This window comes from Rothia sp. HSID18069, assembly GCF_003989155.1.
Taxonomy (GTDB): Bacteria; Actinomycetota; Actinomycetes; order Actinomycetales; family Micrococcaceae; genus Rothia; species Rothia aeria.
On the sequence record NZ_RBMG01000003.1, the window covers coordinates 257,134 to 278,600 of the forward strand.

The 21,467-nt window shown below is 57.3% G+C and carries 23 protein-coding genes; 19 read left to right on the plus strand and 4 right to left on the minus strand.

What is annotated here, in order from left to right:
* The first annotated feature begins 24 nt into the window (after nucleotides 1–24).
* The 9 genes from manA (at nucleotide 25) to D8M41_RS08990 (ending at nucleotide 8,674) form a co-directional block, all read left to right on the plus strand.
* Entirely contained in the window at nucleotides 25–1,227 is a 1,203-nt protein-coding gene (manA, locus tag D8M41_RS08950) for a mannose-6-phosphate isomerase, class I (protein WP_037236999.1), read from the plus strand.
* Between the two features lie 149 nt (nucleotides 1,228–1,376).
* Nucleotides 1,377–1,646: an ACT domain-containing protein gene (locus D8M41_RS08955; RefSeq protein ID WP_006887639.1), complete on the plus strand. Its 270-nt coding sequence runs from the start codon at nucleotides 1,377–1,379 to the stop codon at nucleotides 1,644–1,646.
* Nucleotides 1,647–1,669: 23 nt separating this feature from the next.
* Entirely contained in the window at nucleotides 1,670–3,025 is a 1,356-nt protein-coding gene (locus tag D8M41_RS08960; protein ID WP_006887595.1) for a PFL family protein, read from the plus strand.
* 138 nt (nucleotides 3,026–3,163) lie between these two features.
* On the plus strand, nucleotides 3,164–3,595 hold the full coding sequence (locus D8M41_RS08965; RefSeq protein WP_126926835.1) for a hypothetical protein: 432 nt from the start codon (nucleotides 3,164–3,166) through the stop codon (nucleotides 3,593–3,595).
* 112 nt (nucleotides 3,596–3,707) lie between these two features.
* Nucleotides 3,708–4,217, plus strand: a complete 510-nt coding sequence (locus D8M41_RS08970) for an Imm26 family immunity protein (protein WP_126926836.1) — start codon at nucleotides 3,708–3,710, stop codon at nucleotides 4,215–4,217.
* A gap of 141 nt (nucleotides 4,218–4,358) precedes the next feature.
* Nucleotides 4,359–4,880: a hypothetical protein gene (locus D8M41_RS08975; protein WP_126926855.1), complete on the plus strand. Its 522-nt coding sequence runs from the start codon at nucleotides 4,359–4,361 to the stop codon at nucleotides 4,878–4,880.
* Nucleotides 4,881–4,951: 71 nt separating this feature from the next.
* Nucleotides 4,952–5,434 carry a hypothetical protein gene (locus tag D8M41_RS08980; RefSeq protein WP_094758459.1) on the plus strand — a complete coding sequence of 161 codons (483 nt, stop codon included), beginning with the start codon at nucleotides 4,952–4,954 and terminating at the stop codon, nucleotides 5,432–5,434.
* A gap of 99 nt (nucleotides 5,435–5,533) precedes the next feature.
* A complete protein-coding gene (locus D8M41_RS08985; RefSeq protein ID WP_126926837.1) occupies nucleotides 5,534–5,938 on the plus strand; it encodes an immunity 22 family protein in 405 nt (134 codons plus the stop codon).
* 261 nt (nucleotides 5,939–6,199) lie between these two features.
* A complete protein-coding gene (locus tag D8M41_RS08990; protein ID WP_126926838.1) occupies nucleotides 6,200–8,674 on the plus strand; it encodes an RNA ligase in 2,475 nt (824 codons plus the stop codon).
* Here D8M41_RS08990 and D8M41_RS08995 read toward each other — a convergent pair whose 3' ends face one another.
* Both D8M41_RS08995 and tmk read right to left on the minus strand, forming a co-directional pair.
* A complete protein-coding gene (locus D8M41_RS08995; RefSeq protein WP_023134476.1) occupies nucleotides 8,675–9,814 on the minus strand; it encodes a DNA polymerase III subunit delta' in 1,140 nt (379 codons plus the stop codon).
* Entirely contained in the window at nucleotides 9,811–10,545 is a 735-nt protein-coding gene (gene tmk / locus D8M41_RS09000) for a dTMP kinase (protein WP_126926839.1), read from the minus strand. Before tmk ends, D8M41_RS08995 begins: the two co-directional genes overlap by 4 nt.
* 144 nt (nucleotides 10,546–10,689) lie before the next feature.
* Here tmk and D8M41_RS09005 point away from each other — a divergent pair, with 144 nt between their 5' ends.
* From D8M41_RS09005 to D8M41_RS09025, 5 genes are all read left to right on the plus strand, one after another.
* A complete protein-coding gene (locus D8M41_RS09005; protein WP_094758462.1) occupies nucleotides 10,690–11,883 on the plus strand; it encodes a trans-sulfuration enzyme family protein in 1,194 nt (397 codons plus the stop codon).
* The gene (locus D8M41_RS09010) at nucleotides 11,883–12,200 is read left to right on the plus strand and encodes a DUF2516 family protein (RefSeq protein WP_006887602.1); all 318 of its coding nucleotides are present in this window, start codon (nucleotides 11,883–11,885) and stop codon (nucleotides 12,198–12,200) included. The genes D8M41_RS09005 and D8M41_RS09010 overlap by 1 nt, the downstream gene beginning before the upstream one ends.
* Before the next feature lie 141 nt (nucleotides 12,201–12,341).
* The gene (locus D8M41_RS09015) at nucleotides 12,342–13,079 is read left to right on the plus strand and encodes a phosphoglyceromutase (protein ID WP_126926840.1); all 738 of its coding nucleotides are present in this window, start codon (nucleotides 12,342–12,344) and stop codon (nucleotides 13,077–13,079) included.
* A gap of 190 nt (nucleotides 13,080–13,269) precedes the next feature.
* A complete protein-coding gene (locus D8M41_RS09020; protein WP_023134472.1) occupies nucleotides 13,270–14,328 on the plus strand; it encodes a sensor histidine kinase in 1,059 nt (352 codons plus the stop codon).
* Nucleotides 14,329–14,414: 86 nt separating this feature from the next.
* The gene (locus tag D8M41_RS09025; RefSeq protein WP_006887604.1) at nucleotides 14,415–15,101 is read left to right on the plus strand and encodes a response regulator transcription factor; all 687 of its coding nucleotides are present in this window, start codon (nucleotides 14,415–14,417) and stop codon (nucleotides 15,099–15,101) included.
* Nucleotides 15,102–15,221: 120 nt separating this feature from the next.
* On the opposite strand, the gene D8M41_RS09030 is transcribed toward D8M41_RS09025, so the two are convergent.
* Nucleotides 15,222–15,950, minus strand: coding sequence for a hypothetical protein (locus tag D8M41_RS09030; protein WP_126926841.1), 729 nt, complete (start codon nucleotides 15,948–15,950; stop codon nucleotides 15,222–15,224).
* 450 nt (nucleotides 15,951–16,400) lie between these two features.
* Between D8M41_RS09030 and ispD the strand changes: the two genes are divergently transcribed.
* The 4 genes from ispD to rlmB all read left to right on the plus strand — a co-directional run bounded on the left by ispD (nucleotide 16,401) and on the right by rlmB (nucleotide 20,333).
* Nucleotides 16,401–17,159 carry a 2-C-methyl-D-erythritol 4-phosphate cytidylyltransferase gene (gene ispD / locus D8M41_RS09035; protein WP_006887678.1) on the plus strand — a complete coding sequence of 253 codons (759 nt, stop codon included), beginning with the start codon at nucleotides 16,401–16,403 and terminating at the stop codon, nucleotides 17,157–17,159.
* 89 nt (nucleotides 17,160–17,248) lie between these two features.
* Entirely contained in the window at nucleotides 17,249–17,773 is a 525-nt protein-coding gene (gene ispF, locus D8M41_RS09040; protein ID WP_006887680.1) for a 2-C-methyl-D-erythritol 2,4-cyclodiphosphate synthase, read from the plus strand.
* A gap of 78 nt (nucleotides 17,774–17,851) precedes the next feature.
* The gene (gene cysS, locus D8M41_RS09045) at nucleotides 17,852–19,282 is read left to right on the plus strand and encodes a cysteine--tRNA ligase (protein ID WP_039954977.1); all 1,431 of its coding nucleotides are present in this window, start codon (nucleotides 17,852–17,854) and stop codon (nucleotides 19,280–19,282) included.
* Between the two features lie 64 nt (nucleotides 19,283–19,346).
* On the plus strand, nucleotides 19,347–20,333 hold the full coding sequence (gene rlmB, locus D8M41_RS09050; RefSeq protein WP_006887592.1) for a 23S rRNA (guanosine(2251)-2'-O)-methyltransferase RlmB: 987 nt from the start codon (nucleotides 19,347–19,349) through the stop codon (nucleotides 20,331–20,333).
* Between the two features lie 161 nt (nucleotides 20,334–20,494).
* Here the strand turns inward: rlmB and D8M41_RS09055 are convergent, their stop codons facing one another.
* Nucleotides 20,495–20,791: a hypothetical protein gene (locus D8M41_RS09055; protein WP_006887596.1), complete on the minus strand. Its 297-nt coding sequence runs from the start codon at nucleotides 20,789–20,791 to the stop codon at nucleotides 20,495–20,497.
* Between the two features lie 19 nt (nucleotides 20,792–20,810).
* Between D8M41_RS09055 and D8M41_RS09060 the strand changes: the two genes are divergently transcribed.
* The gene (locus tag D8M41_RS09060; RefSeq protein ID WP_006887647.1) at nucleotides 20,811–21,209 is read left to right on the plus strand and encodes a hypothetical protein; all 399 of its coding nucleotides are present in this window, start codon (nucleotides 20,811–20,813) and stop codon (nucleotides 21,207–21,209) included.
* Nucleotides 21,210–21,467: the final 258 nt, after the last annotated feature.

The window sequence follows — 21,467 nt, forward strand, 5'->3', positions numbered from 1 at the left end:
GTTCGTGAAAGGATATGCACGCGCATGGGCGAAATTTTCCGTCTGAAAAATAAGATTCAGAACTATGCATGGGGTTCGCGCAGCATCCTGGGTCGTATGCGTGGGGTGCCCGTGCCCACTGACAAGCCCGAGGCTGAAGTGTGGGTAGGGGCGCACCCGGCCGCCCCGTCGGTTGCCACCGTTGACGGCTCTGAGCAGCAGCTTGACGAACTGGTTGCACAGCAGCCCGGCAGGTTCCTGCGCCCCGACCGGAACAGCGACTGGTTCCCGTTCCTCTTCAAAATCCTGGCGATTGACGCCCCCCTGTCTATCCAGGTGCACCCCACCGACGAGCAGGCCGCCGCAGGGTTCGAGGACGAGCAGGCCCGTGGCGTGCCCCTAGATGCACCGCACCGCAACTACAAAGACCGCTACTCCAAACCCGAGACCGTGATCGCCCTCACCAACATGCGGGTGCTCACCGGTGTGCGACCCGCCGAGCAGCTCAAAAATCTTGCCCGAGCATTCAATGCGTCCTGGCTGGCGGACAGAGCGCACCTTGCCCCCAAAGAGCTGCTGACCGCGATTATTCGTATGCCCGAACCCGAAGCCGCCCAAGCAGTGGATCAGCTGGCGGCCACCGCCCATAAACTCGCGCAAACACGGCGTAAAGCGGCCCCCTCCGTGCTTGACGCTATAGAGCTGGTGAACCTGGTAGCACACAAATACCCCGGTGACCGCGGCCTGCTGGTGGCTTTCGTCATGAACCTGGTGCACCTAGCACCCGGTGACTCCGCCTTCACCCCCGACGGGCAGGTGCACGCCTACGTCTCGGGGACCGCAATCGAACTCATGAACCCCTCCGATAACGTCATGCGCGCCGGGCTGACCCCCAAACATATTGACACCGAAGAACTGATTCGGGTGCTGGGCGACTCCCAAGACACCCCCGAAATTCAGCGGCCCACCCCCGATAACGCCGCCGTAGGCGAGTACACCATGTGGGATGAGCGGATGAGTGTAACCCGCATCCGGGTGGCGCCGAAAGAAACCATCGACTATGTCTTTGAAGGAACCTCAGCGGCACTGGTAGTGGACGGGACCATCACTATCACCATTGCTGGTGCCGTCACCGGCGCAGGCCAAGACTACACCCTTGGCGGCACCGAATCCGTACTGCATGCGGGGGACCCCACCCCCGTGACCATCACAGGCAGCGGTGAACTGTACATCGCCCAGTACGTATAAGGGCTGGCACGCCACGGCAGGGCGGGGCCCAAAAGCAGGCAAATAACCACCCAGCGGTGTGTTGCGGGTCTCCATATCAACCGGGATACGTTACAATTCCTAAAAAACTATCCTGCCCAGACACCATGCCACCACCGTAAGGAATCACCGTGAAAATCATCCTCACCGTCACCGGCATCGACCACGAAGGCATCATTGCCGCTGTCACCAACACCCTCGCAGAACGCCACGTGAACGTCCTCGACGTCTCCCAAACCATTATGGGTGAATACTTCACCATGATCATGCACTGCTCCTTCGACGAAAACGAGCAGAACCTCATCGACCTGCAAGAAGCCATGATCCCCGTCGAACACGCACAAAAAGTTCAGATCCGCATCCAGGCAGAAGCGATCTTCAAAACCATGCACACCATCTAACGCGCCCAAGGGACCCCAACCGCATGATGAACGACAACATCCTCGAAACCCTACGCATGATCGAGGAAGAAAAACTAGATATCCGCACCGTCACCATGGGCATCTCCCTGCTCGACTGCGCCGACTCTAACGGCGCGGTAGCCCGCCAAAAAATCTACGACAAAATCACCTCCCGCGCCAAAAACCTGGTGAGTGTGTGCGAAGGAATCGAAGCTGAGCTGGGCATCCCCATTGTGAATAAACGCATCGCCGTCACACCCATCGCCGTCATTGCCGGAGCCAGCAGCGAAAACGACTACATCGAATACGCCCGCACCCTCGACGCCGCCGCAAAAGCCGTGGGCGTGAACTTCATCGGCGGGTTCAGCGCACTCATCGACAAAGGCGCAACCCCCGCCGACAACACGCTCATGAACTCCATCCCCACCGCGCTCGCCGAAACCGACGTGGTGTGCTCCTCAGTAAACATTGGCTCCTCCCGCGCCGGTATTAATATGAGCGGCGTTAAACGCATGGGTGAGGTGGTGCGTGAAACCGCCGACCTCACCGCAGACACTAACGGGTTCGGGTGCGCCAAACTCGTGGTCTTCGCCAACGCCGTGAGCGATAACCCCTTTATGGCTGGCGCATTCCACGGCGTGCAAGAAGCAGACACCACCATCTCAGTGGGTGTCTCCGGCCCCGGCGTGGTACACCGCGCCCTCCACAAAGTACGCGGGGCACGATTCGACGCATGCGCCGAAGCCATTAAACAGGCAGCCTTCAAAATTACGCGTGTAGGGCAGCTGGTTGGCAGCCTCGCCGCCGAACGCCTGGGAGTGTACTTCAACATTGTTGACCTCTCACTAGCCCCCACCGCCGAAATCGGGGACTCCGTGGCGCACATCCTCGAAGAACTGGGGCTGGAAACCGTGGGGACCCACGGCACAGTCGCAGCGCTCGCCCTGCTCAACGATGCGGTGAAAAAGGGCGGGCTCATGGCCTGCTCGCATGTGGGCGGGTTATCTGGCTCATTCATCCCAATCTCCGAAGACATTGGCATGATCGAATCCGCTGCCGCAGGGCATATTACGCTCGATAAGCTAGAAGCAATGACCGCGATCTGCTCGGTTGGGCTGGACATGGTCGCAGTACCTGGTGACACGCCCGCCGCGACGCTTGCCGCCATGATCGCCGATGAAGCTGCAATCGGCGTGATGAACCACAAGACCACCGCCGTGCGCGTCATCCCCGCCGTCGGCCTGGGCGTGGGAGATACCGTCGAGTTCGGTGGGCTGCTGGGGCGCGCCCCGATCATGCCGGTGCATACACCATCCTCAGAGGCGTTCATCGCCCGCTGCGGCAGGATCCCCTCACCGGTGCACGGGTTCAGAAACTAGGGGAGCAAACGGAAGAGGGTTTCTTTATCCGTTCTCTCTCTGCAGAGGTGCTGGGCTTATGCTAAAGGTTTCTGAATAGTTTCCCTAGCCCAAATGAATGCCCCTCCTACCTCAGATAGCACATATCAGGCGGTGAAGATGAAAGCTACCATTGATCAATGGCAGGGGACGCGCAGGCAAGAGGAAACCTTTGACATAAAATCTCAGGAAGAACTCACCGAAAAGCTGCGGCGACTAGACTCAAAGGTACATACAGAATTAATTCTTCATGGAAAAATTGATGATGATTATTTAACTATCTCTGGTGGCCGAGGAGCCTACCTAGTGTTCGGGCAGGAAGCACACAGCGAAGGACAGCTGAGAGGGTTTAACTTATTGTGCCCAGAAGGCGAAGAAGTGAACTCTATAGATGCAGAGAATATGAAAGCCGGAGGGCAGTATGGGCCGTATGAGGTTAAATATGTTATCCCCGAATACCTGGCGTTTAGCTGTGTGAGGGAATATTTTAGGCTCGGTAGGATTCCATGCGACGATAAAAGTTTCTCTTGGGAAGTGTATGAGACATATTAGACTATGGTGTGCGATTCCCGGCAGGATTTAATCTCTGGATACGTGGCATAAAAGGCACGAAGATTCGGGTAGTATATTTTGGGATTTTACATATGCAGGATGGTTATTAAAGATGCTAAGTAACAAGAAATATGGAAACGTATATGAGATTCTTCTGCCAGCAGGGAAGTATGTGTATGCCTGTCTTATCTCTGAAAAGAATTTCGGGATTTTTAATTATATTTCTAAGAATAAAATAAGCGACGTCAATATTTTGCTTCACAAAGGGTTTAAAATGTATAGTGCCTGTGATGAAATGAATATTGATAATAATACATGGAAATATATCGGAAATATCGACTTAGAATCGGAAGGCATTACATTCCCAGATTTGGCTATATATCTAGCGTGGAACGTATCCTATTCTTATCAGAATTCTCAGGTTATGAGTAAGGGGAATGCGAAAAGTGTTAGTTTTGATACGTACGATACGCTAGTTAAAAGTGGTCGTATATATGGATTTTTTGCAAAACCCAGTGCGTTTGAGATGTGGCTAAGCATGTTTTTTGAAGACTACCCTGAAGGAGTACTTGATTTTCGTACAATGTCTGAGCGTATGCAAGAATACAAGAACAGGCAGTAGTCAGCTTGGGCCCCGGAACTTAGCTAAGAGAAGAGAGGTGGAAAGAGGCTCTGTGCTTGTGTGCATCAAAGTACTTCACATCAGGTAAAATGTAAATATTCTTAGATAACTATAACTTATACAATACGAAGAGGGTATGTGATGAATAGTCAAGACGTTTTTGAAGGCCTCGATACTCTGATGGATTCATTTATCGGAGGGGAATCTAGCTATCAAGAAATTAGTTACTTTATTAACGAATCTATTTCTGGCAGAGACATTGACATTTTGGATTTTCTTCATGAATATATTGAAGATGGGATTAAAAATAAAGATGGTGACAGAATCGAATTTTGTATAGCGCTTTCGGGGCTGTTGAAAAAAGACAAATTTTTGCTTAATGTGTATAAGCAATTATTATGCGAAGGGTGGCATAGCAGGCAAGAAGACATTGTAGATATTATTGGCTGCTATGGAGATGCGTCAGCAGTCCCGGTCTTAATAAAATGTTTTGATCTAAAATATGACTGGTTAGCGCTCAACAGTTTTTACTCCTTTCATAGAAAACTTATGTGGACCATCCGTAATGTGGATAGTAGAAACTATAAAGAAACCTTACGTTCTGTCTCGAAAAAGGTGTCACCCAAGCTGAAGGCAGAACTTAACCAATGTATAGGTAAATAGTATGCAGCCATGACCTACCAGAAATTCGCCGGAAACATTAGGGAAATAAAGTCTCAGAGGTTAGGTGTTCTATGAGTAATAGGGAGAAAGTTTTAATAAAAATATGTCATGACGTTCTAAACTCATATGAGAACCCGGAGAGCCCAAATTTTAGTTTTGTTGGTAAGAGAATTAATGAGGGTATGTACGATGAGTTTCTAAATGCTGTAGAAACGCAATACATAGTTTCTGATCTATCGGACTTAAATTATTCCTCATGTTTGGACTGGTCAATAACCAATCGGCGAGACGAAAAGAATAGATATGGGGTGAGTCTTTCCCTGGTGGGTAGGTATGCTGTGGCACAGCGATATAAATCCGGGCGCTATTTGTCGCATCAATCCCCTGATATTAGTATCGAGGATTTGCCATTAATAACTTTATTTCAACAACATAATATAATCCTTCTTGATGGCTTTGTTCTAAATAGCAAACTACCGGTAAAAATTGAGGATGAAGATTTCACTGAAGAAACACAATCTTGCGTATATAATTTACTTTTTGAAAGACTGTAAGATTGTGGGTATGTAACGTAACTGAAAAATATTTCATAAATTATCCAAAATGAGAAATATCTATTGATTAATACGTGGTAAATATTTAGGAATGATAGTATGATTGATGACACGGTTCGGGGAATGATTTCGGTGTGGATGGGAATATCCATGAAGTCATATGAAGATTTTAATGAATACACGGAAGGCATGGAATATCTAGGATCAGGCTGTCCGGCGTGCAGAGATTTTGGAACCTCTTTTATTGATTCTGATTTCTTTGGTGCGTATCGAACAGCGAATCATGAAATTGTTCCCATCGAAGTTCTGGCTGAAGAAGTGGCGACTCATTCTTGGGCGGCTACTGAAAAGGTTATTGCGGCGGCCAAAGCTAAAGGGGTAACCGAAGGAAATTCGTTATATTATTATGGAAACGCAGTTTTTCATGAGGATACTCCGGGCAAAATATACAATGATTTAACATTTATTGGTTCTTTTGAAGATCCCCGAAGGAAATACTTCTAATGCTCCGCTCAAAATTATATTAAGCGCAGGTTTTCAATAATATTAGTGTGCCTACGCTTGCCTATACGCTGAAATCCATGTGCTGCGGATTAAAACTGTGAGTGGCTGAAAGGTGAAGAACAGCATCTTCAAACACGTGTTGCGATACCTTAAATAGCTCACCCCAAACGACCTTATATGTTGAACCAGCCCGGGTAACCCGGTAAGGTCTAAAACACTATAGACCAACCACTACACAAAGATGACGAAAAGATAATAGTAATGGCACGTAAAATCTTCCTCTTAGCCGGTGCGGCGGGTGCCGGTAAGAGCACCTGGATCGCCGCGCATCCCGAACTTGCAGACCTCACCCATTCCTGGGACGCTGAGCGCCGCAAATGCGGATACATCACCTACACGCTCGATAATCAGCCCGCACTAGCCCTATCGCAAAACACCAGTGCCGAATCGAAGGCTATCCGCCGGGTAAACGACTGTGTGGAAGAGAATATGCGGCACGGCAACACCGTATTTATCGACAATATGAACGTGCTGCTGCGCAACATGAAAACCTTCCTCGAATTTGCGCGCAAATACTGTTACACCGCATACCTTGTCGATTTTCAGGGCGAACTCACCCTCGACGAACTGTATGCACGCAACAGAACCCGCGAATACACCAAACGCGTCCCCGAAGAGGTTATCGAGACCGCCTACAACAACCACCGTGAACTGCGCGAGAACTGGCGCAACACCCTCAAAAACTACCGGGATGTGGTCGCCGGGTACATCGCCCCCGACCAGGTTTTCGCCGAGCTCTTTACCCCGGTGCGTGCGCTCGATAACTACCATAAAGTAGTCGTGGTCGGCGATATTCAGGGCATGGGTGGTGAACTCGAAAAACTTATTGACACTCTCTCACCCGAAACCGGGCTGAGCGATGAAAACATCTGCTGGATATTCGCCGGTGACCTTTTTGACCGCGGGCAAAACCCCGAAAAAGTCTTTGACATTCTCGAACCAGCCCTTGGCACCCTGCCCAACGTGCACCTGGTGATGGGTAACCACGAACGCTCCATCATGCACACTATCCGGGGCGTGCGCCGCTACCGTGACGCCCGCGAAACCCTAGATGCTCTCGCCGCCCACGGCGTGTACAACAGCCGGGTGATCACCATGCTCAACACCGCCGTGAATATGATGCCCTTTACTCTCGGGAAGGAGCGTTATTTCGTGACCCACGCTGGGGTTGCCCCGCAGCTCTTCGCGGATTCCCATCGCACGCTGGAGGGCGTGGGGGAGGGGTACCTCACGGGGCTGTATGCAGATGAAACGTTCTATTTGGGTTCTAATCCGTACCCGCAGGCGCGGGCGGGTAAAACCCAGTACGCGGGTTACGAAGACACGCTCAACGACCTGAGTCGGGCCGCCGGTATCACCCAAATTTACGGTCACCGCCCGGCGGCGCTCGGTTCGGAAGGATACAGTAATCTCATTCCGTTAGAAAGCAGCGTCGAATATACCGGCGGTGAGCTGAGTGCCGCGGTGTTCAGCCGTGAGGATAGCGCATCCGGTGCACCTGAGAAAGCCGTATGGAAGCGCGAAATCGTGAAAATCCCGTCGAGCTCCCTCATCCCCGATCCTTACGCCTCGGGGAGTAAGGCGGCGGGCGCCTCAAAAAGCACCGCAAACGGTGCCGCAGAACCGCTCAACGACGGGCATCGCCTGTTAGAGGAGATGCGCGCCAACCCCAACGTGAACGTGCACGCAACCGAACCTGCGGGCGTGCTCGCGTGCAATTTCACGCGCAAAGCCTTCTACAAAGGCGCCTGGGATAAGACCACCGCCAAAGCGCGCGGGCTGTTTATTCACGCCGAAACCGGCAAAATTGTGGGGCGCGGGTACGAAAAATTCTTCAATATGGACGAGCCCGGGCACGAGAGCGAGGCACAAGTTCGCAAACGCCTCGCCTACCCGGCTGTGGCGCGCGCCAAAGAAAACGGGTACCTGGCGATTATTACGGTTTTCGACGGTGTGCTGACCGTCTACAGTAAAGGCGGGGCAACCACCTACAGCCGTCACGCCGAGAGCATCCTGCGCGCGGCTCTCACCGAGGAAGAGCTCACCCGGCTCACTGAGGCGCTCACCCGCATGGATTCCTCCCTGACCGTTGAGGTGGTCGACCCGTTCCGCGACCCGCACATTGTGCCCTACGAACAGGTCACGCTCTACCTGCTCGATCTGGTGGCGAACACCGCGCAGTTCAGCGTGAAACCAGCCCGCTTTGAAAACCTGTGGCTCTCCCCGCAGGCCTTCGCACAGCCGCGCCCCACCAAGGAACACGGCCCCGTGCGCATCGCAGCGGTTACAGAAATTGTCTTAGAGAATGACGCCGATTTCACCCGTCTGCTTCAGGATTCGCGCACAAGCGACGCTGAAGGCTGGGTTATCCGCGACTCTACGGGCTATATGGTCAAAATCAAGGCGCCCGGGTACTCCGCCACGAAACGCGCCCGCTCAATCCCTGTGCTCGTGGACTACCTGAAAACAGCGGAGAAACTTGAACACTCGCCGCACGCCTATGAGGATATAGAACGGTTTGAGCACAATGCGCGGCAGGCCGGAATTAACCTTGACGACTATATTGTGCAGGACATCTCCGCACGCCCGGTGTGGAACCTGCCGCGCCTGGCACCCCACCTGAATGTGCTGCTTGACGGGGTGCGCACGCGCGGCCGCTGGGGACAGGCGCAGTAGCTACCGCACGAACCTGCTCATGAGGGCCTCCAAGGCCAGGCGGGCGTTCGCGTTAGTGCGTAGTCTCCGCAGGGTTGTCTCAACCGCCTGAACATCTGAGAGGGTCTGCGCGGGGCTGGTGCGCGCCGCGTACTCCTGCAGCGGCTCCCGCAGATACTCGTTCAGCAGAGGGGCCTGCGCCCCCAGCTGCAGGGTTAGTGCATCCCGCAGAACCGTCTGAATATCGGCTACCGCGCGGATGAGCGTGTCGGTTTGGATGCGCCGCGCCCGCCGCTTCTGCTGCTCCTCCAGACGGCGCACCTGAGCCCGCAGGGTCGGGGCTACCCGCTCACCCTCAGCGATGCCCAGCATCGCCAGCAGCTCGGCGCGTTCGGCGGCATCACGCTGCTGCGTCGCGTCGGCGGCATCCTGCTCAGCCAGCGAAATCAGCCGCTCAGCCGCCTCCATTGCCGACGATAGGGTGCGGATACGCAACGGCAGGCGCGCAAGATCCTCCCTGCGGGTCAGCGCCTGCGGTACCGTTGCCAGCCGGTGCGCTACCTCGGCGTCACCGAGGCTGAGGGTGGCGGCGCGGTGGGCCAGCCCCGCCTCAACCCCTGTGCTTTCAAGGTACGCGGCGATCGCCTGTGCCTGCGGCACCGGCAGCTGCACGGGGCGGCAGCGTGAACGGATGGTGACCAGCACATCGGCGGGGGAGGGGGCGGTCAGCAGCCAGATCGTGTGCGGCGGCGGCTCCTCAATCGCTTTCAGCAGCACGTTGGAGGTGCGCTCAGGCATGCGTTCGGTGTCTTCCAGCAGAATCACACGCCAGCGGCTCACCGAGGGGCGGTCTTGGGCTTTGAGAACCAGTTCACGTGCCTCATCAATGCTGATGCTCACCGCCTCAGTACGGAAATGTGTGAAGTCGGCGTGGGAACCGTTCATGACGGTCACACACCCCCGGCAGGTACCGCACCCCCGGTCTGCCGGGTCGGGCTGGTCACAGAGCAGGGTTGCGGCGAAAACGGAGGCGGCCTGCCGGTTGAGCGAGCCCGCCCCGCCGGTAAAAAGCCAGGCGTGTGTGGGCGCCTGGGAAGAGGCATCTTGCCGTAGCTGCGCCGTCACGGGCTCAGGCGCTAGGAGGGCGTCCCACAGGCTCACAGCGCCTCCTTAGTTGGTGCGGTGTTTTCGCGCGGCAGTGACCGCTGAGCAAGTAGCGGCGTGATGGCGGCAAGCACCCGCTCGTGCACCTGCTCAATGGTGCCTGAGCCGTCAATGACCGTGTGCGGGCCTGTTGTTTCGGTGTGCGCCAGGTCGGTAAAAGCGGTGTGGGTGCGGGCCTTGAACTGTGTGTTTTCGGCTTCGATACGGTCGGTGGTGCCGCGTACGCTCACACGCTGCTCGCTTGCTGCGGGCGGCACCTCAAGGAAAAGGGTAGCATCTGGCAGCAGGTTACTGGTGGCCCAGCGGCTAAGGTCAACGATGCTCTCCACCCCCAGGCTGCGCCCCGCCCCCTGGTACGCGGCAGACGAGTCAATATACCGGTCGCTGAGCACAACCGCCCCGGCGGCGAGCGCAGGACGGATTTTCTGCGCCGCGTGTGCTGCGCGGGAGGCGGCGAAGATGAGAGCCTCAGTGCGGGCATCAACCGCGTCGCCGCTGTTGCTGAGCACGAGGTCCCGCAGTTTCTCCCCGATCTCGGTTCCGCCGGGTTCACGGCTGGTGATCACGGTGTACCCGCGGGCGGTGAGCGCATCAGCCAGCAGGGACAGCTGGGTGGTTTTGCCGGAGCCGTCGCCGCCTTCAAAGACGATAAAAAGCCCGGTTGCGGTGCCGTCACTCACACGCGGGTGGTCTGCGGTGCCGGGGGTGTAACTCAGAGAATCCTTCACCCTATCTAGGGTACCGTGCCTGCCCGGTCCGCGCGGGGTGCGGGGTGTTTGTGGCCTCGGGGCAGGTTACAGCCGTGTAAAACCTTGTGGCCTTGTGGCAGGGCCGGGATGCGCCGGGCGTGAACCTGTGCCACTCTTAAGGGTATGACTTCTGAACGTTTCTCTGCCGATACTTTTGTTGTGAGCGGCGGGCGTCCCGCGCATGAGCATGACGCGCCGGTGAACCCGCCCATTATTCTTTCCTCCACCTACCGTGGCACTGACACGGTTGATACGGTGAATGACCGCGTGTATGCGCGGTTCGCGAATGATACGTGGGAGGGAATGGAAGAAGTCGTTGCCCGCCTTGAGGGCGCCACCCAGCCGGGTCTGCTGTTTCCTTCGGGTATGGCGGCGGTTGCTTCGGTGATCGACTTGGTGCCGGTTGGTTCCGTTATTCTGGTGCCGAAGCACGCCTATATGGCGTCGGTGACCATGTGTAAGGATCTGGAGCGCCGCGGTATCGCTGAGGTGGTGCGTTATGACCTTGAGGATACCGCCTCTGTTATTGCTGCCCTTGAGGATGCGGCAGCTCGTACCGGTGTCACCCCCGGCACTGTTGACTATGCCGCCCCGAAGGCGCTCATCTGGATTGAGAGCCCCACGAACCCCATGCTTGAGGTGGGGGATGTGCCCGCAATTTGTGCGGCTGCGAAACGGCTGGGTGTGGTTTCTGCGGTTGATAATACGTTCTCCACTCCGCTGGTGCAGCGGCCGCTGTCGTTCGGGGCGGATGTGGTAGTGCATTCGGCTACTAAGTTCCTGGCGGGTCACTCGGATGTGCTGCTGGGCGTGAGCGTCACCTCGAACGAGGTGCTGTACCAGGCGATGCTGCACCACCGCATCACAAACGGGGCGATTGCCGGGCCTATGGAGGCGTGGCTGGGGCTGCGTGGGCTGCGTACTTTGGCGGTGCGGGTTGAGCGTTCCATGGCGAATGCGCAGGTGCTGGCTGAGCGGCTGGGGGAGCACCCGGCTGTGGTGCAGGTGCGTTACCCGGGGCTGCCCACTGATAAGGGGCATGAGCTGGCGAAGAAGCAGATGACCGGCGGGTTCGGTGCGGTGCTGTGCGTGGTGCTGAATACGGATGCGGCTGGCGCCCAACGCGTGGTTGAGGCGCTGAAACTGTGGACCCCGGCCACAAGCTTGGGTGGGGTTGAGTCGCTGGTGGAGCGCCGCCGCCGTCACGGTAATGAGCCGGATTCCATTCCGGAGTCTTTGCTGCGCCTGTCGGTGGGGATTGAGAATGTGGATGACCTGTACGACGATCTGGTAAATGCGTTGAAGGAGATCGCTTAATGTCGCCGATTCAGCTGGTGATGCTGTTCATGTACTGGGCGGATCTGGTGTTGTCAGTAGCCGCCGCTGCCACCTGCGTGTGGGCGTTTGTGCAGGCGGCTGCGGCAGCCCCGAACGCCTATAAGTTCCACGATAAACGCACTAAGGGGTTCTGGATGGGGCTCACCGGCGGTTCGGCCCTGTTTTCGGTGCTGATGCTGTGGCTGGTGCTGAGGGGCGGGATGATGAGCAGCATGCTCCTGTTTGAGCTGATCGCCATCACCATTGCGATGGTGTTTTTGACGAATGTGCACCCCAGCGTCCGGCGCCGCCTGTAACTGGTGCCATAGTGGGGTACTGCCGGGTGCGGTGATCCGCGCGGGTGTGGGCAGCGGCATTTGTGCCGTAATGTGCCCACACCCCGGCTTTTAAGCGTCTTAAAGCATGACAAGCCGCGCTGAGGGTGGAAGAATAGGGGTATGACTTATAAACTAGTACTCCTTCGCCATGGCCAGTCTGAGTGGAACGAGAAGAACCTGTTCACCGGCTGGGTTGATGTTAATCTGACAGATAAGGGTCGTGCTGAGGCTCAGCGCGGCGGCGAGCTGCTGAAAGAGCGCCACATCCTGCCGGATGTTGTGCACACCTCCCTGCAGCGACGCGCTATTAACACCGCAAATATTTCTCTGGATGCGGCTGACCGCCTGTGGATCCCGGTCAAACGCACTTGGCGCCTGAATGAGCGCCACTACGGTGCTCTGCAGGGTAAGAACAAGTCTGAGATCCGTGAAGAATACGGTGACGAGAAGTTCATGACTTGGCGCCGTTCCTACGATGTGCCGCCTCCGCCGCTGGACGATAACGACCCCTACTCGCAGGCGAACGACCCCCGCTACGCCGATGTTGAGAACGCACCCCGCACTGAGTGCCTCAAGGATGTTCTGGGCCGTATGCTCCCGTACTGGGAATCCGATATTAAGCCTGATCTTACTGAGGGTAAGACCGTGCTGGTGGCGGCGCACGGCAACTCGCTGCGCTCGCTGGTGAAGCACCTGGAGAATATCTCCGATGAGGATATTGCCGGTTTGAACATCCCGACCGGTATCCCGCTGTACTACGAGCTGGATGAGAACTTTAAGCCCATCAAGCCGGGCGAGTACCTTGACCCTGAAGCTGCGAAGGACGCGATTGCGGCCGTCGCCAACCAGGGTAAGTAAACTCTCACCAACTGATTTGTAGGCGTGAAGCCCGTCTCCTCGGGATAATGTGTGACGTAGGAGGCGGGTTTCATGTTTTTGCTGGCCCGCACCGGCGGACATCTGACAACGGCGACGTTAGGAAGGAGGGGGAGCCGCCCTGGTTATTCTCATATCGGGTATTATTGGCCTGCTGCTGGGTGCTGTGAGCATGAGCTTTCTGCGCCGCAGCGAACGTGAGTGGGCGAATAATAGTGTGGTTGAGCCCGCCCTGAGTGACGGAGCGGCGCAGGTGCTCGCGGTGATTGGCCGCGCCTACGTGGTAGTTGATGAGGTCGGCGGCGTGGCGCAGGCGTCCCCCGGGGCCTACGCGATGGGCCTGGTGCGCGGGCACACGGTGGTTTCTGAGCAGCTGTCCGAGATGATCCGCACCGTGCGGCACCGGGGCATTTTCGTCGAGCAGGAGGTCGAAGTGGACCGCGGCGAGGGCGAGACGCTGGTCATTGACCTGCGGGTGGCGCCGGTGGGGGACGAGTACATGCTGGTGCTGGCCGATGACCGCACCGAAATTTCCCGTGTGCAGCGTGTGCGCAATGATTTTGTGGCCAACGTTTCACATGAGCTGAAAACCCCGGTGGGCGCTATTGGCCTGCTGGCTGAGGCTATTGAAGAGGCATCCGACGACCCGCAGGCGATTGAGTACTTCACGGGCAGGCTTCGCCGTGAATCGCAGCGGCTCTCGGCGCTGGTGCGGGACATTATTGAGCTGTCTCGGCTGCAGTCAGCGGATGTGATTGCCCGCGGCACCCTGGTATCTACGGATGCGCTGGTGAACGAGGCTCTTGACCGCAACCGGTTAGCGGCCGAAGCGAAAAGCATTGTGCTGCAGGCTCAGGTGCACTACAGCGGTGAGCTGTACGCCGATCCTGAGCTGCTGGGGACCGCCCTGCACAACCTGGTGGAAAACGCGGTGCGGTACTCGCCCGAAAAAACCCGGGTGGATCTGCTGGTTGAACGTGAGGGGGACACCCTGAACATTTCGGTGACTGACCAGGGCGCGGGCATCCCGGAGGAAGAGCAGGCGCGCATCTTTGAGCGGTTTTACCGTGTTGATGCGGCGCGTTCACGCCAGACCGGCGGCACGGGCCTGGGGCTGAGCATCGTCAAACATGTGATGGGGCAGCACGGCGGGCAGGTGTCGGTGCAGTCGGTGCCGGGGCAGGGGTCCACGTTCACGCTGTCCCTGCCGATTGCCGATACGGCGGTTTAGGGCAGCTGGGGCGGCAGCGGCCGCAGGGGCGTATACGGCATAATGGTAGTAGCCGTCACGAACCCTAAGCGGAGGTATAGACCCCGGTGAAAATCCTGATAGTTGAGGATGAGGAAGCTCTCTCAGACCCCCTGGCGTACCTACTGGGCCGGGAGGGCTTCACGCCTGTTGTGGTGGATAACGGGCTGCAGGCGGTGCCCACCTTCGAACGTGAAGGCGCCGACCTGGTGCTTTTGGATGTGATGCTCCCGGGGCAGTCTGGGCTTGAGGTGTGTAAACAGCTGCGGGCGGTTTCTTCCGTGCCGATTATTATGCTCACTGCCAAAGATACCGAGCTTGATAAGGTGCTGGGCCTTGAGCTGGGCGCTGACGACTATGTGACAAAACCGTATTCTTCGCGTGAGTTGATTGCACGCATCCGGGCTGTGCTTCGCCGCCGCAGCGGCGGGGACCCTGAAGAGGATGAGAGCCGTGCGCCGTTGGTGGCTGGGCCGGTGCGGATGGATGTGCAGCGGCATGTGGTGACTGTGGACGGTGTTGAGGTTTCGATGCCGCTGAAAGAGTTCGAGCTTCTTGAGATTCTGCTGCGGAATGCGGGGCGGGTGATGACGCGCGCCTCCCTGATTGAGCAGGTGTGGGGTGCCGACTATGTGGGGGACACGAAGACTCTGGATGTGCATATTAAGCGTCTTCGCTCCAAAATTGAGCCGCAGGCTTCTTCCCCCCGGTACGTGGTGACGGTGCGCGGGCTGGGATATAAGTTTGAGGCGTAGCCCCAGCGGTACCACACCGTAAACGGCGGGTGCCGCAGCCGCAGGATGCAACAACCTGCTGGCGGGCACCCGCCGTTGTTCTGTTTAGGTGTTTTTCTATAACCGGCCGCTGAACTTGTTCTAACGCTGGGGTGAGGCGCTTGAGGCGGACTGCTCCGTACCGGTGGGTTCCTCCGTCGCCCCCGGGGCCAGGCTCAGGGTGGGCGCCTGGCTGGTTTCGGCGGTCGCCTCTGGGGTGCGCCCGCTGGTGGCATCGTGTGATGCGCGTGGGGTCTCGGGTACAGCGGAGGGGCTCACGCTGCCGCTGGGGGTCGCTGCATGACTCGCGGATGGGGCACCGGGGTGAGAGGCGCTGGCTGAAGCGTTCGCATTACCAGGCAGGTACGGCTTGTACTCTTTGAGGGTGCCGTCCATGACGGGGATGTTCAGAGTGCCCGATGCATTGCCCACGGATACACGCGTGTTACTTAGGGTTTCTCCGGGCTGTGGCGCAACCTGCGGGATCACGAGCTTGTGGTCGTCCTGTTCCAGGCGCACCTGCTGCCCCTTGGGGACGTTCACGGTTTTCGCCCCGGAGGGGAAGTTGAAGGTGACGGTCGCGTCGTTGTTGCCTTTGTTCAGTACGGTGCCTAGCACTCGCCCTTCGGCGCCTTTACCGTGGGAGACAACCATAATATTGCGCAGCTCAATATTGCCGTTAATGGTGCTGTGTACTCCGTCGGATGCGGCGTAATGCAGGGTGGTTGGCTGGGTGTAAATATACCCGCACCCGCTGACAGCCAGTAACGCGGCCCCTAGCGTTAGGCCCGCTCCGGCGCGTTTGAGTGCTGTAGAAACGGTGAACTTCACGACCCGTCCTCCTTGGTGTGGTGGCGAGCCGGTGAGGGCTCGGTGTGCGTGCTAGACGCCTCAGACGCGGGCGTTCTTCCGGACGGTGGGCGGCCGCGAACCGTGGCGTGAGATAAGTAATCTCTTGCACCATTCTAGCAATTTATCGACAAGACGTCGGTATATGACTCCCCAGGTTTCCCCAATGGGCTGTTCACGCCGTAGCGGCGGTTAGCGGACGGCTCTAGCTCGGGTGTATTGAGAGCTTTGGGTCGTGGACGGGAACAGGCATAGCTCAATATCACATAGTGCCCGAGGCTTTCCCTACGGGTTGGCGGCTTTTGCGGCCTCCACCTGCGCATATTAGTGCGCCGTATTCCCTGCAGTAGCCGCTGCGGGGCGCGGTTTCACCTCCCCGGCGGGGGCTGGTTTTGTTCAAGTATCCGCCGTATCGGGTACGCTCATTACGTGATGAATAAACTTGGTGTGACCGATATTGACGTTGCGGTCATTGTGCTCGCCTCGGGCTCGGGCACGCGCCTGGGGGAGCCGGTACCCAAGGCCGCCGTTGAGGTGGGCGGTAAAACCCTGCTGCATCATGCGCTGCAGGGGGTTCACGATTCCGGGGTCGCCGATATGACGGTGGTGACTCTGCCCCCTAACTGTAGTGAGACATGCCCGCAGCTCTACGATGACGCCAATAGGTTCGGGGCGATGGTGAGCACCGGCGGGGACACCCGCACCGCCTCTGTGGTGGCGGCAATGCGTACAGTACGTGCAGTATGTTCGTTGCAGCAGATCCTTGCCCCGCGTGTGGTTCTGATTCATGACTGCGCCCGGCCGTTTACCCCGCCGAGGGTGTACCAGCGGGTACTGGATGAGCTGAACACTGGCTCGGACGCAGTGATCCCGGTGCTTCCAGTGGTCGATACGATTAAGACAGTAGACGCCTACGGGTACGTGACGGGCACCCCGCCCCGCTCGCAGATGCGCGCCGTGCAGACCCCGCAAGGGTTTGAGTGGCGGGTTCTTGAGGCGGCGCACCGCCGCAGCCGACGGCTGCCTCCTGAAGAGTCTGAGAAGATCACAGACGACGCGATGGCCGTTGAGGCGGCGGGCCGACGGGTAGTGACCGTGCGCGGGCACATGGACGCCTTTAAGATTACGACGCCCATGGATTTGCGCATTGCCAGGGCTCTCTACGCAGCACCCGATTCTTCTGCCGCCTAACCCGTACACCTGCCCCGCCGGGTCATGACGTTTCGTCACAGGAAGGTGAGGGTGGGGAACCCACAGTACACCGCGACGAAAGGCACGCCATGACAGATATTCCCAGCACGCAGAACCGCCCCGGCTCCCAAGAGCCGGTCATACCCCGCGTAGGAACTGGTGTAGACGTGCATGCCTTTGGCGAGGAAAACACCGAGCTGTGGATCGCGGGGCTGTACTGGCCGGGCGAACGCGGGCTTAGCGGGCATTCCGACGGCGATGTCGTTGCGCACGCGGCCGCCGATGCGCTCTTTGCTGCATCCGGTACCGGAGATTTGGGCAGTAACTTCGGGGTGGATCGTCCAGATATGGCGGGCGCATCCGGGGTGCGTATTCTCTCGGAGGCGGCGGCAATCGTGCGAGCGGCAGGTTTCGAGATCGGCAACATTAGTGTGCAGCTGATCGGTAACCGCCCCAAATTTTCGCCGCGCCGCGCAGAAGCCAGTCGCGTTCTGAGCGAAGCGGCTGGGGCTTCGGTGACTGTTACCGCGACCACGACCGACGGCTTGGGCCTGACCGGACGCGGCGAAGGCGTTGCAGCCGTTGCTACCGCACTCCTTTACCCTGTGGTGTAGTTCCCCGGATGGAAGATTATTAAATGAGAATCCGGCGGTACCCGCCGCTTGGGTGCTGTACCCCGTAAACTAGGTACTGTGACTATGCGTTTTTATGATTCAGCAACATCAAGCATCCGCGATTTTGAACCGGTAGTCCCCGGTGAGGCACGCATCTACTACTGCGGTGCCACCGTGCAGGGTGAACCGCATGTGGGGCATATCCGTTCCGCCCTGGTTTTCGACCAGCTTGCGCGGTGGATGCGCTACCGTGGGCTCAAAGTCACCACCGTGCGCAATGTTACGGATATTGACGATAAAATTCTGGCGAAGTCCGTTGAATCTGCACAGCCCACCTACACTGGGGAACACCCCAACGAGCAGTGGTGGGCGCTCGCATACCGGTACGAGAAGGTTTTTGCGCGCGCATATGCGACGTTGGGTATTGACCCGCCAACCTATGAGCCGCGCGCGACCGGTCACATTCCTGAGATGTTTGAGCTTATTCAGCGTCTCATCGATCGCGGGCACGCATACCCGGCGCTTGATGATTCTGGGGATGTCTACTTCGATGTGCGTTCCTGGGAACACTATGGCGCGCTCACCCGCCAGAGCGTGGACGATATGCAGGATTCTGCCGACGCGGACCCGCGCGGCAAGCGTGATCCCCGCGATTTTGCCCTGTGGAAGGGGTATAAGGAAGGTGAACCGCTGACCGCAGCGTGGGATTCGCCGTGGGGTCGCGGTCGTCCCGGCTGGCATCTGGAATGCTCTGCGATGGCAGGTAAATATCTGGGGAAGCGGTTCGACATCCACGGCGGCGGGCTGGATCTGCGTTTTCCGCATCACGAGAATGAACTGGCGCAGTCCACGGCGGCGGGCGATGATTTCGCTAACTTCTGGATGCACAACGGTATGGTCACTTACGAGGGCGAGAAAATGTCGAAGTCAATCGGCAACACCATTTCGCCCGTGCAAATGCTGCAGCAGGCTCGCCCGCTGGTGGTGCGCTATTACTTGGGTTCGGCACATTATCGTTCGGTGCTGGATTACCGCCCCACTTCATTAGAAGAGGCACGGGTAGCTATCGAGCGTGTGGAGGCGTTCCTCGCCGCCACCTCGGAGCTTATGGCCCCGAATCCCCAGGAACGTCGCGTACCACAGGAGTTTGCGGATGCGCTCGATGACGATATGAATATTCCGCGCGCGCTCGCGGTGTTGCACGAGCAGACTCGCGCCGGTAACGCCGCGCTTGCCGCCGGTGCGGATGCCTCCGAATGCGCAAACGCCGTGTGGGCTATGGCGAATGTGCTGGGGCTGATTTCGCTCATGAATCTTGACGGTTCGGGAGCATCTGGCGCGGAACATCAGGCATTAGATGCGCTCATTCACACTATTTTGGAGCAGCGCGCGAGTGCCCGTGCCGAGAAGGACTGGGCAACCGCCGATAGGATGCGCGATGTTCTCGCCGCCGCAGGTATTACAGTCAAGGACGGCGCGCAGGGCTCTACATGGAGCCTCAACGCATAACAGATTCCCCCGAAACTCGCCCCGAAAGCGGGCATGACAGACGTTGAACTAAAAGGATACAGATATGGCTAAGGCAGGTTCGCGCCCCGGCGCTACCACGAAGAAAAAGGGTGCAACGAAGGGCACCGGCGGCCACGGTCGGCGTGCGCTGGAAGGTAAAGGGCCCACCCCGAAGGCTGAGGACCGCGTTTATCACAAGGCGTATAAGATGAAGCGCGCAGCGGAGCGCCGGGCGGCTACCAGCACGAACCGTAAGTTCCAGACTCGTCTGGGCGGCAAGCGCGTGAGCGATGAACTTGTTACTGGCCGCAACGCGGTTCTGGAGGCGCTTCGCACCAATATTCCAGCGAAGCACCTGTACGTGATGAGCCGTATTGAGGTTGATGACCGTGTGCGCGACATTATGACGATGGCGAATAAGAAAAACCTGCCCATGCTGGAGATTCCCCGCAGCGAGCTGGACCGTCTGACGGATGGTGCCGTGCATCAGGGGGTCGCAATGCAGATTCCGCCTTACCAGTACCCGGATGCGACCGATTTGGTGCTGGATGTTATGCAGCGCTGGCATGCTGACAAACTTAAATCGCCTCCGCTTTTCGTGGCTTTGGATGGTATTACCGATCCTCGAAATTTGGGTGCAATTATTCGTAGCGTGTCGGCTTTTAGTGGTGATGGGGTCATTATTCCCGAGCGTCGCTCTGCTGCGGTGACTGCTGGCGCCTGGAAAACGAGTGCGGGCGCGGCGGCCCGCATTCCGGTGGCGAAGGCAACGAACCTGACGCGCGTGCTGCAGCAGGCAAAAGAGCAGGGTATGTTTGTGATTGGTTTGGACGGCGGGGGAGACATAGACCTGCCGAATCTACAGCTCGCTTCCGAACCTCTGTGCGTGGTGGTTGGTTCCGAGGGTAAGGGCCTTTCGCGTTTGGTGACGGAAACCTGCGATCAGATCGTGTCGATTCCCATTGATTCGGCTATGGAGTCTCTCAATGCCGCAATGGCAGTGGGTATTACCCTTTATGATGTATCGCGCCATCGCGCCGAGTCTCACTAGCGGTCCCTCTTTACCACTGTGCGTGTGTAGAGAACTCATTTGTTTAAAATTTTAACGTTAGCTTCATATTTAAAGGTATTTCAAGGTATACGGTGCTATAGTCATACCGTCTTCGATGTATGTGTGAAGACGTAAAGTTTTTACTTGAGGGAAGTGAATCATCACATGAATATCCGTCCTGCTTCTGCTGTAGTGTCGCTGAGTATTGTCGCTATGCTGGGTTTGAGTGCATGCGGGAGCTCAAATAGCTCAGCATCGAATAGCTCTTCATCATCAGCTGCTTCCAGTTCTAGTGCATCATCTTCAGCCTCCGCATCGTCTTCGTCTGCGGCATCGGCCTCTTCATCTTCCGCTAGTGCAAGTAGCAGTGCATCGTCTTCGGCAAGCTCAACTGCGTCGTCTTCAGTATCTGCAAGTACTGCTCCGGCAGGTGGCGCAGACAGCAGCGGTAACCGCACGGCTACGGCTAGTGATCCTGTGGGCGAAGCAATCGTTAATGATGATGGCTCGTGGAGTAAGAACTACAAGACCGCCCAGCTCATTGTGAAGAAGGACGGGTCTTGGGAAGAGAAGAATGATCTTCGAGAGTTAACCGTTAACGCTGATGGTTCCTACACCTACGCGGCGACTAACGGTTACAGGACGTATGAAGTGAAGGCAGACGGCTCCTGGACTCTTAAATACCAGGACGGAACTGTCTACAGCGTATCTGCAGACGGAAAAATGACGAAGGAGGGCGGCGACGGCAAATCATTAGCTTCTCCTTTTGAACAAGCCACAAAACAGCAGGGTGTTGGGGCGCGCCAAGCATCGGAGCCTAAGGCTGTGAAGGCTGCGGCCCCGGTGGAGCCTGTAACGGCCAAGAACAAAGAGTAAGAATTTTTCTGTAGGTTGCTATGACGAAAAGATAGCGTATATAGGGGTAACTGCGTTGAGCAGTTACCCCCAGTTTTGTAGGTGGCACCCACATGCTGCTTTATGTGTGGTGTAGTTCATGGTGTGTGGATTTGCGTGTTGTGTGGGGGGTGTGTATAGTTGTATGAGTCGCCGCGGCGAGGGGCCCTGAAGGGGTGCTGTTGATGTTGTGGTTGGCTCTGAATGATGACTGTCTGGGGGGCTTCTGCGTGCCTGTTG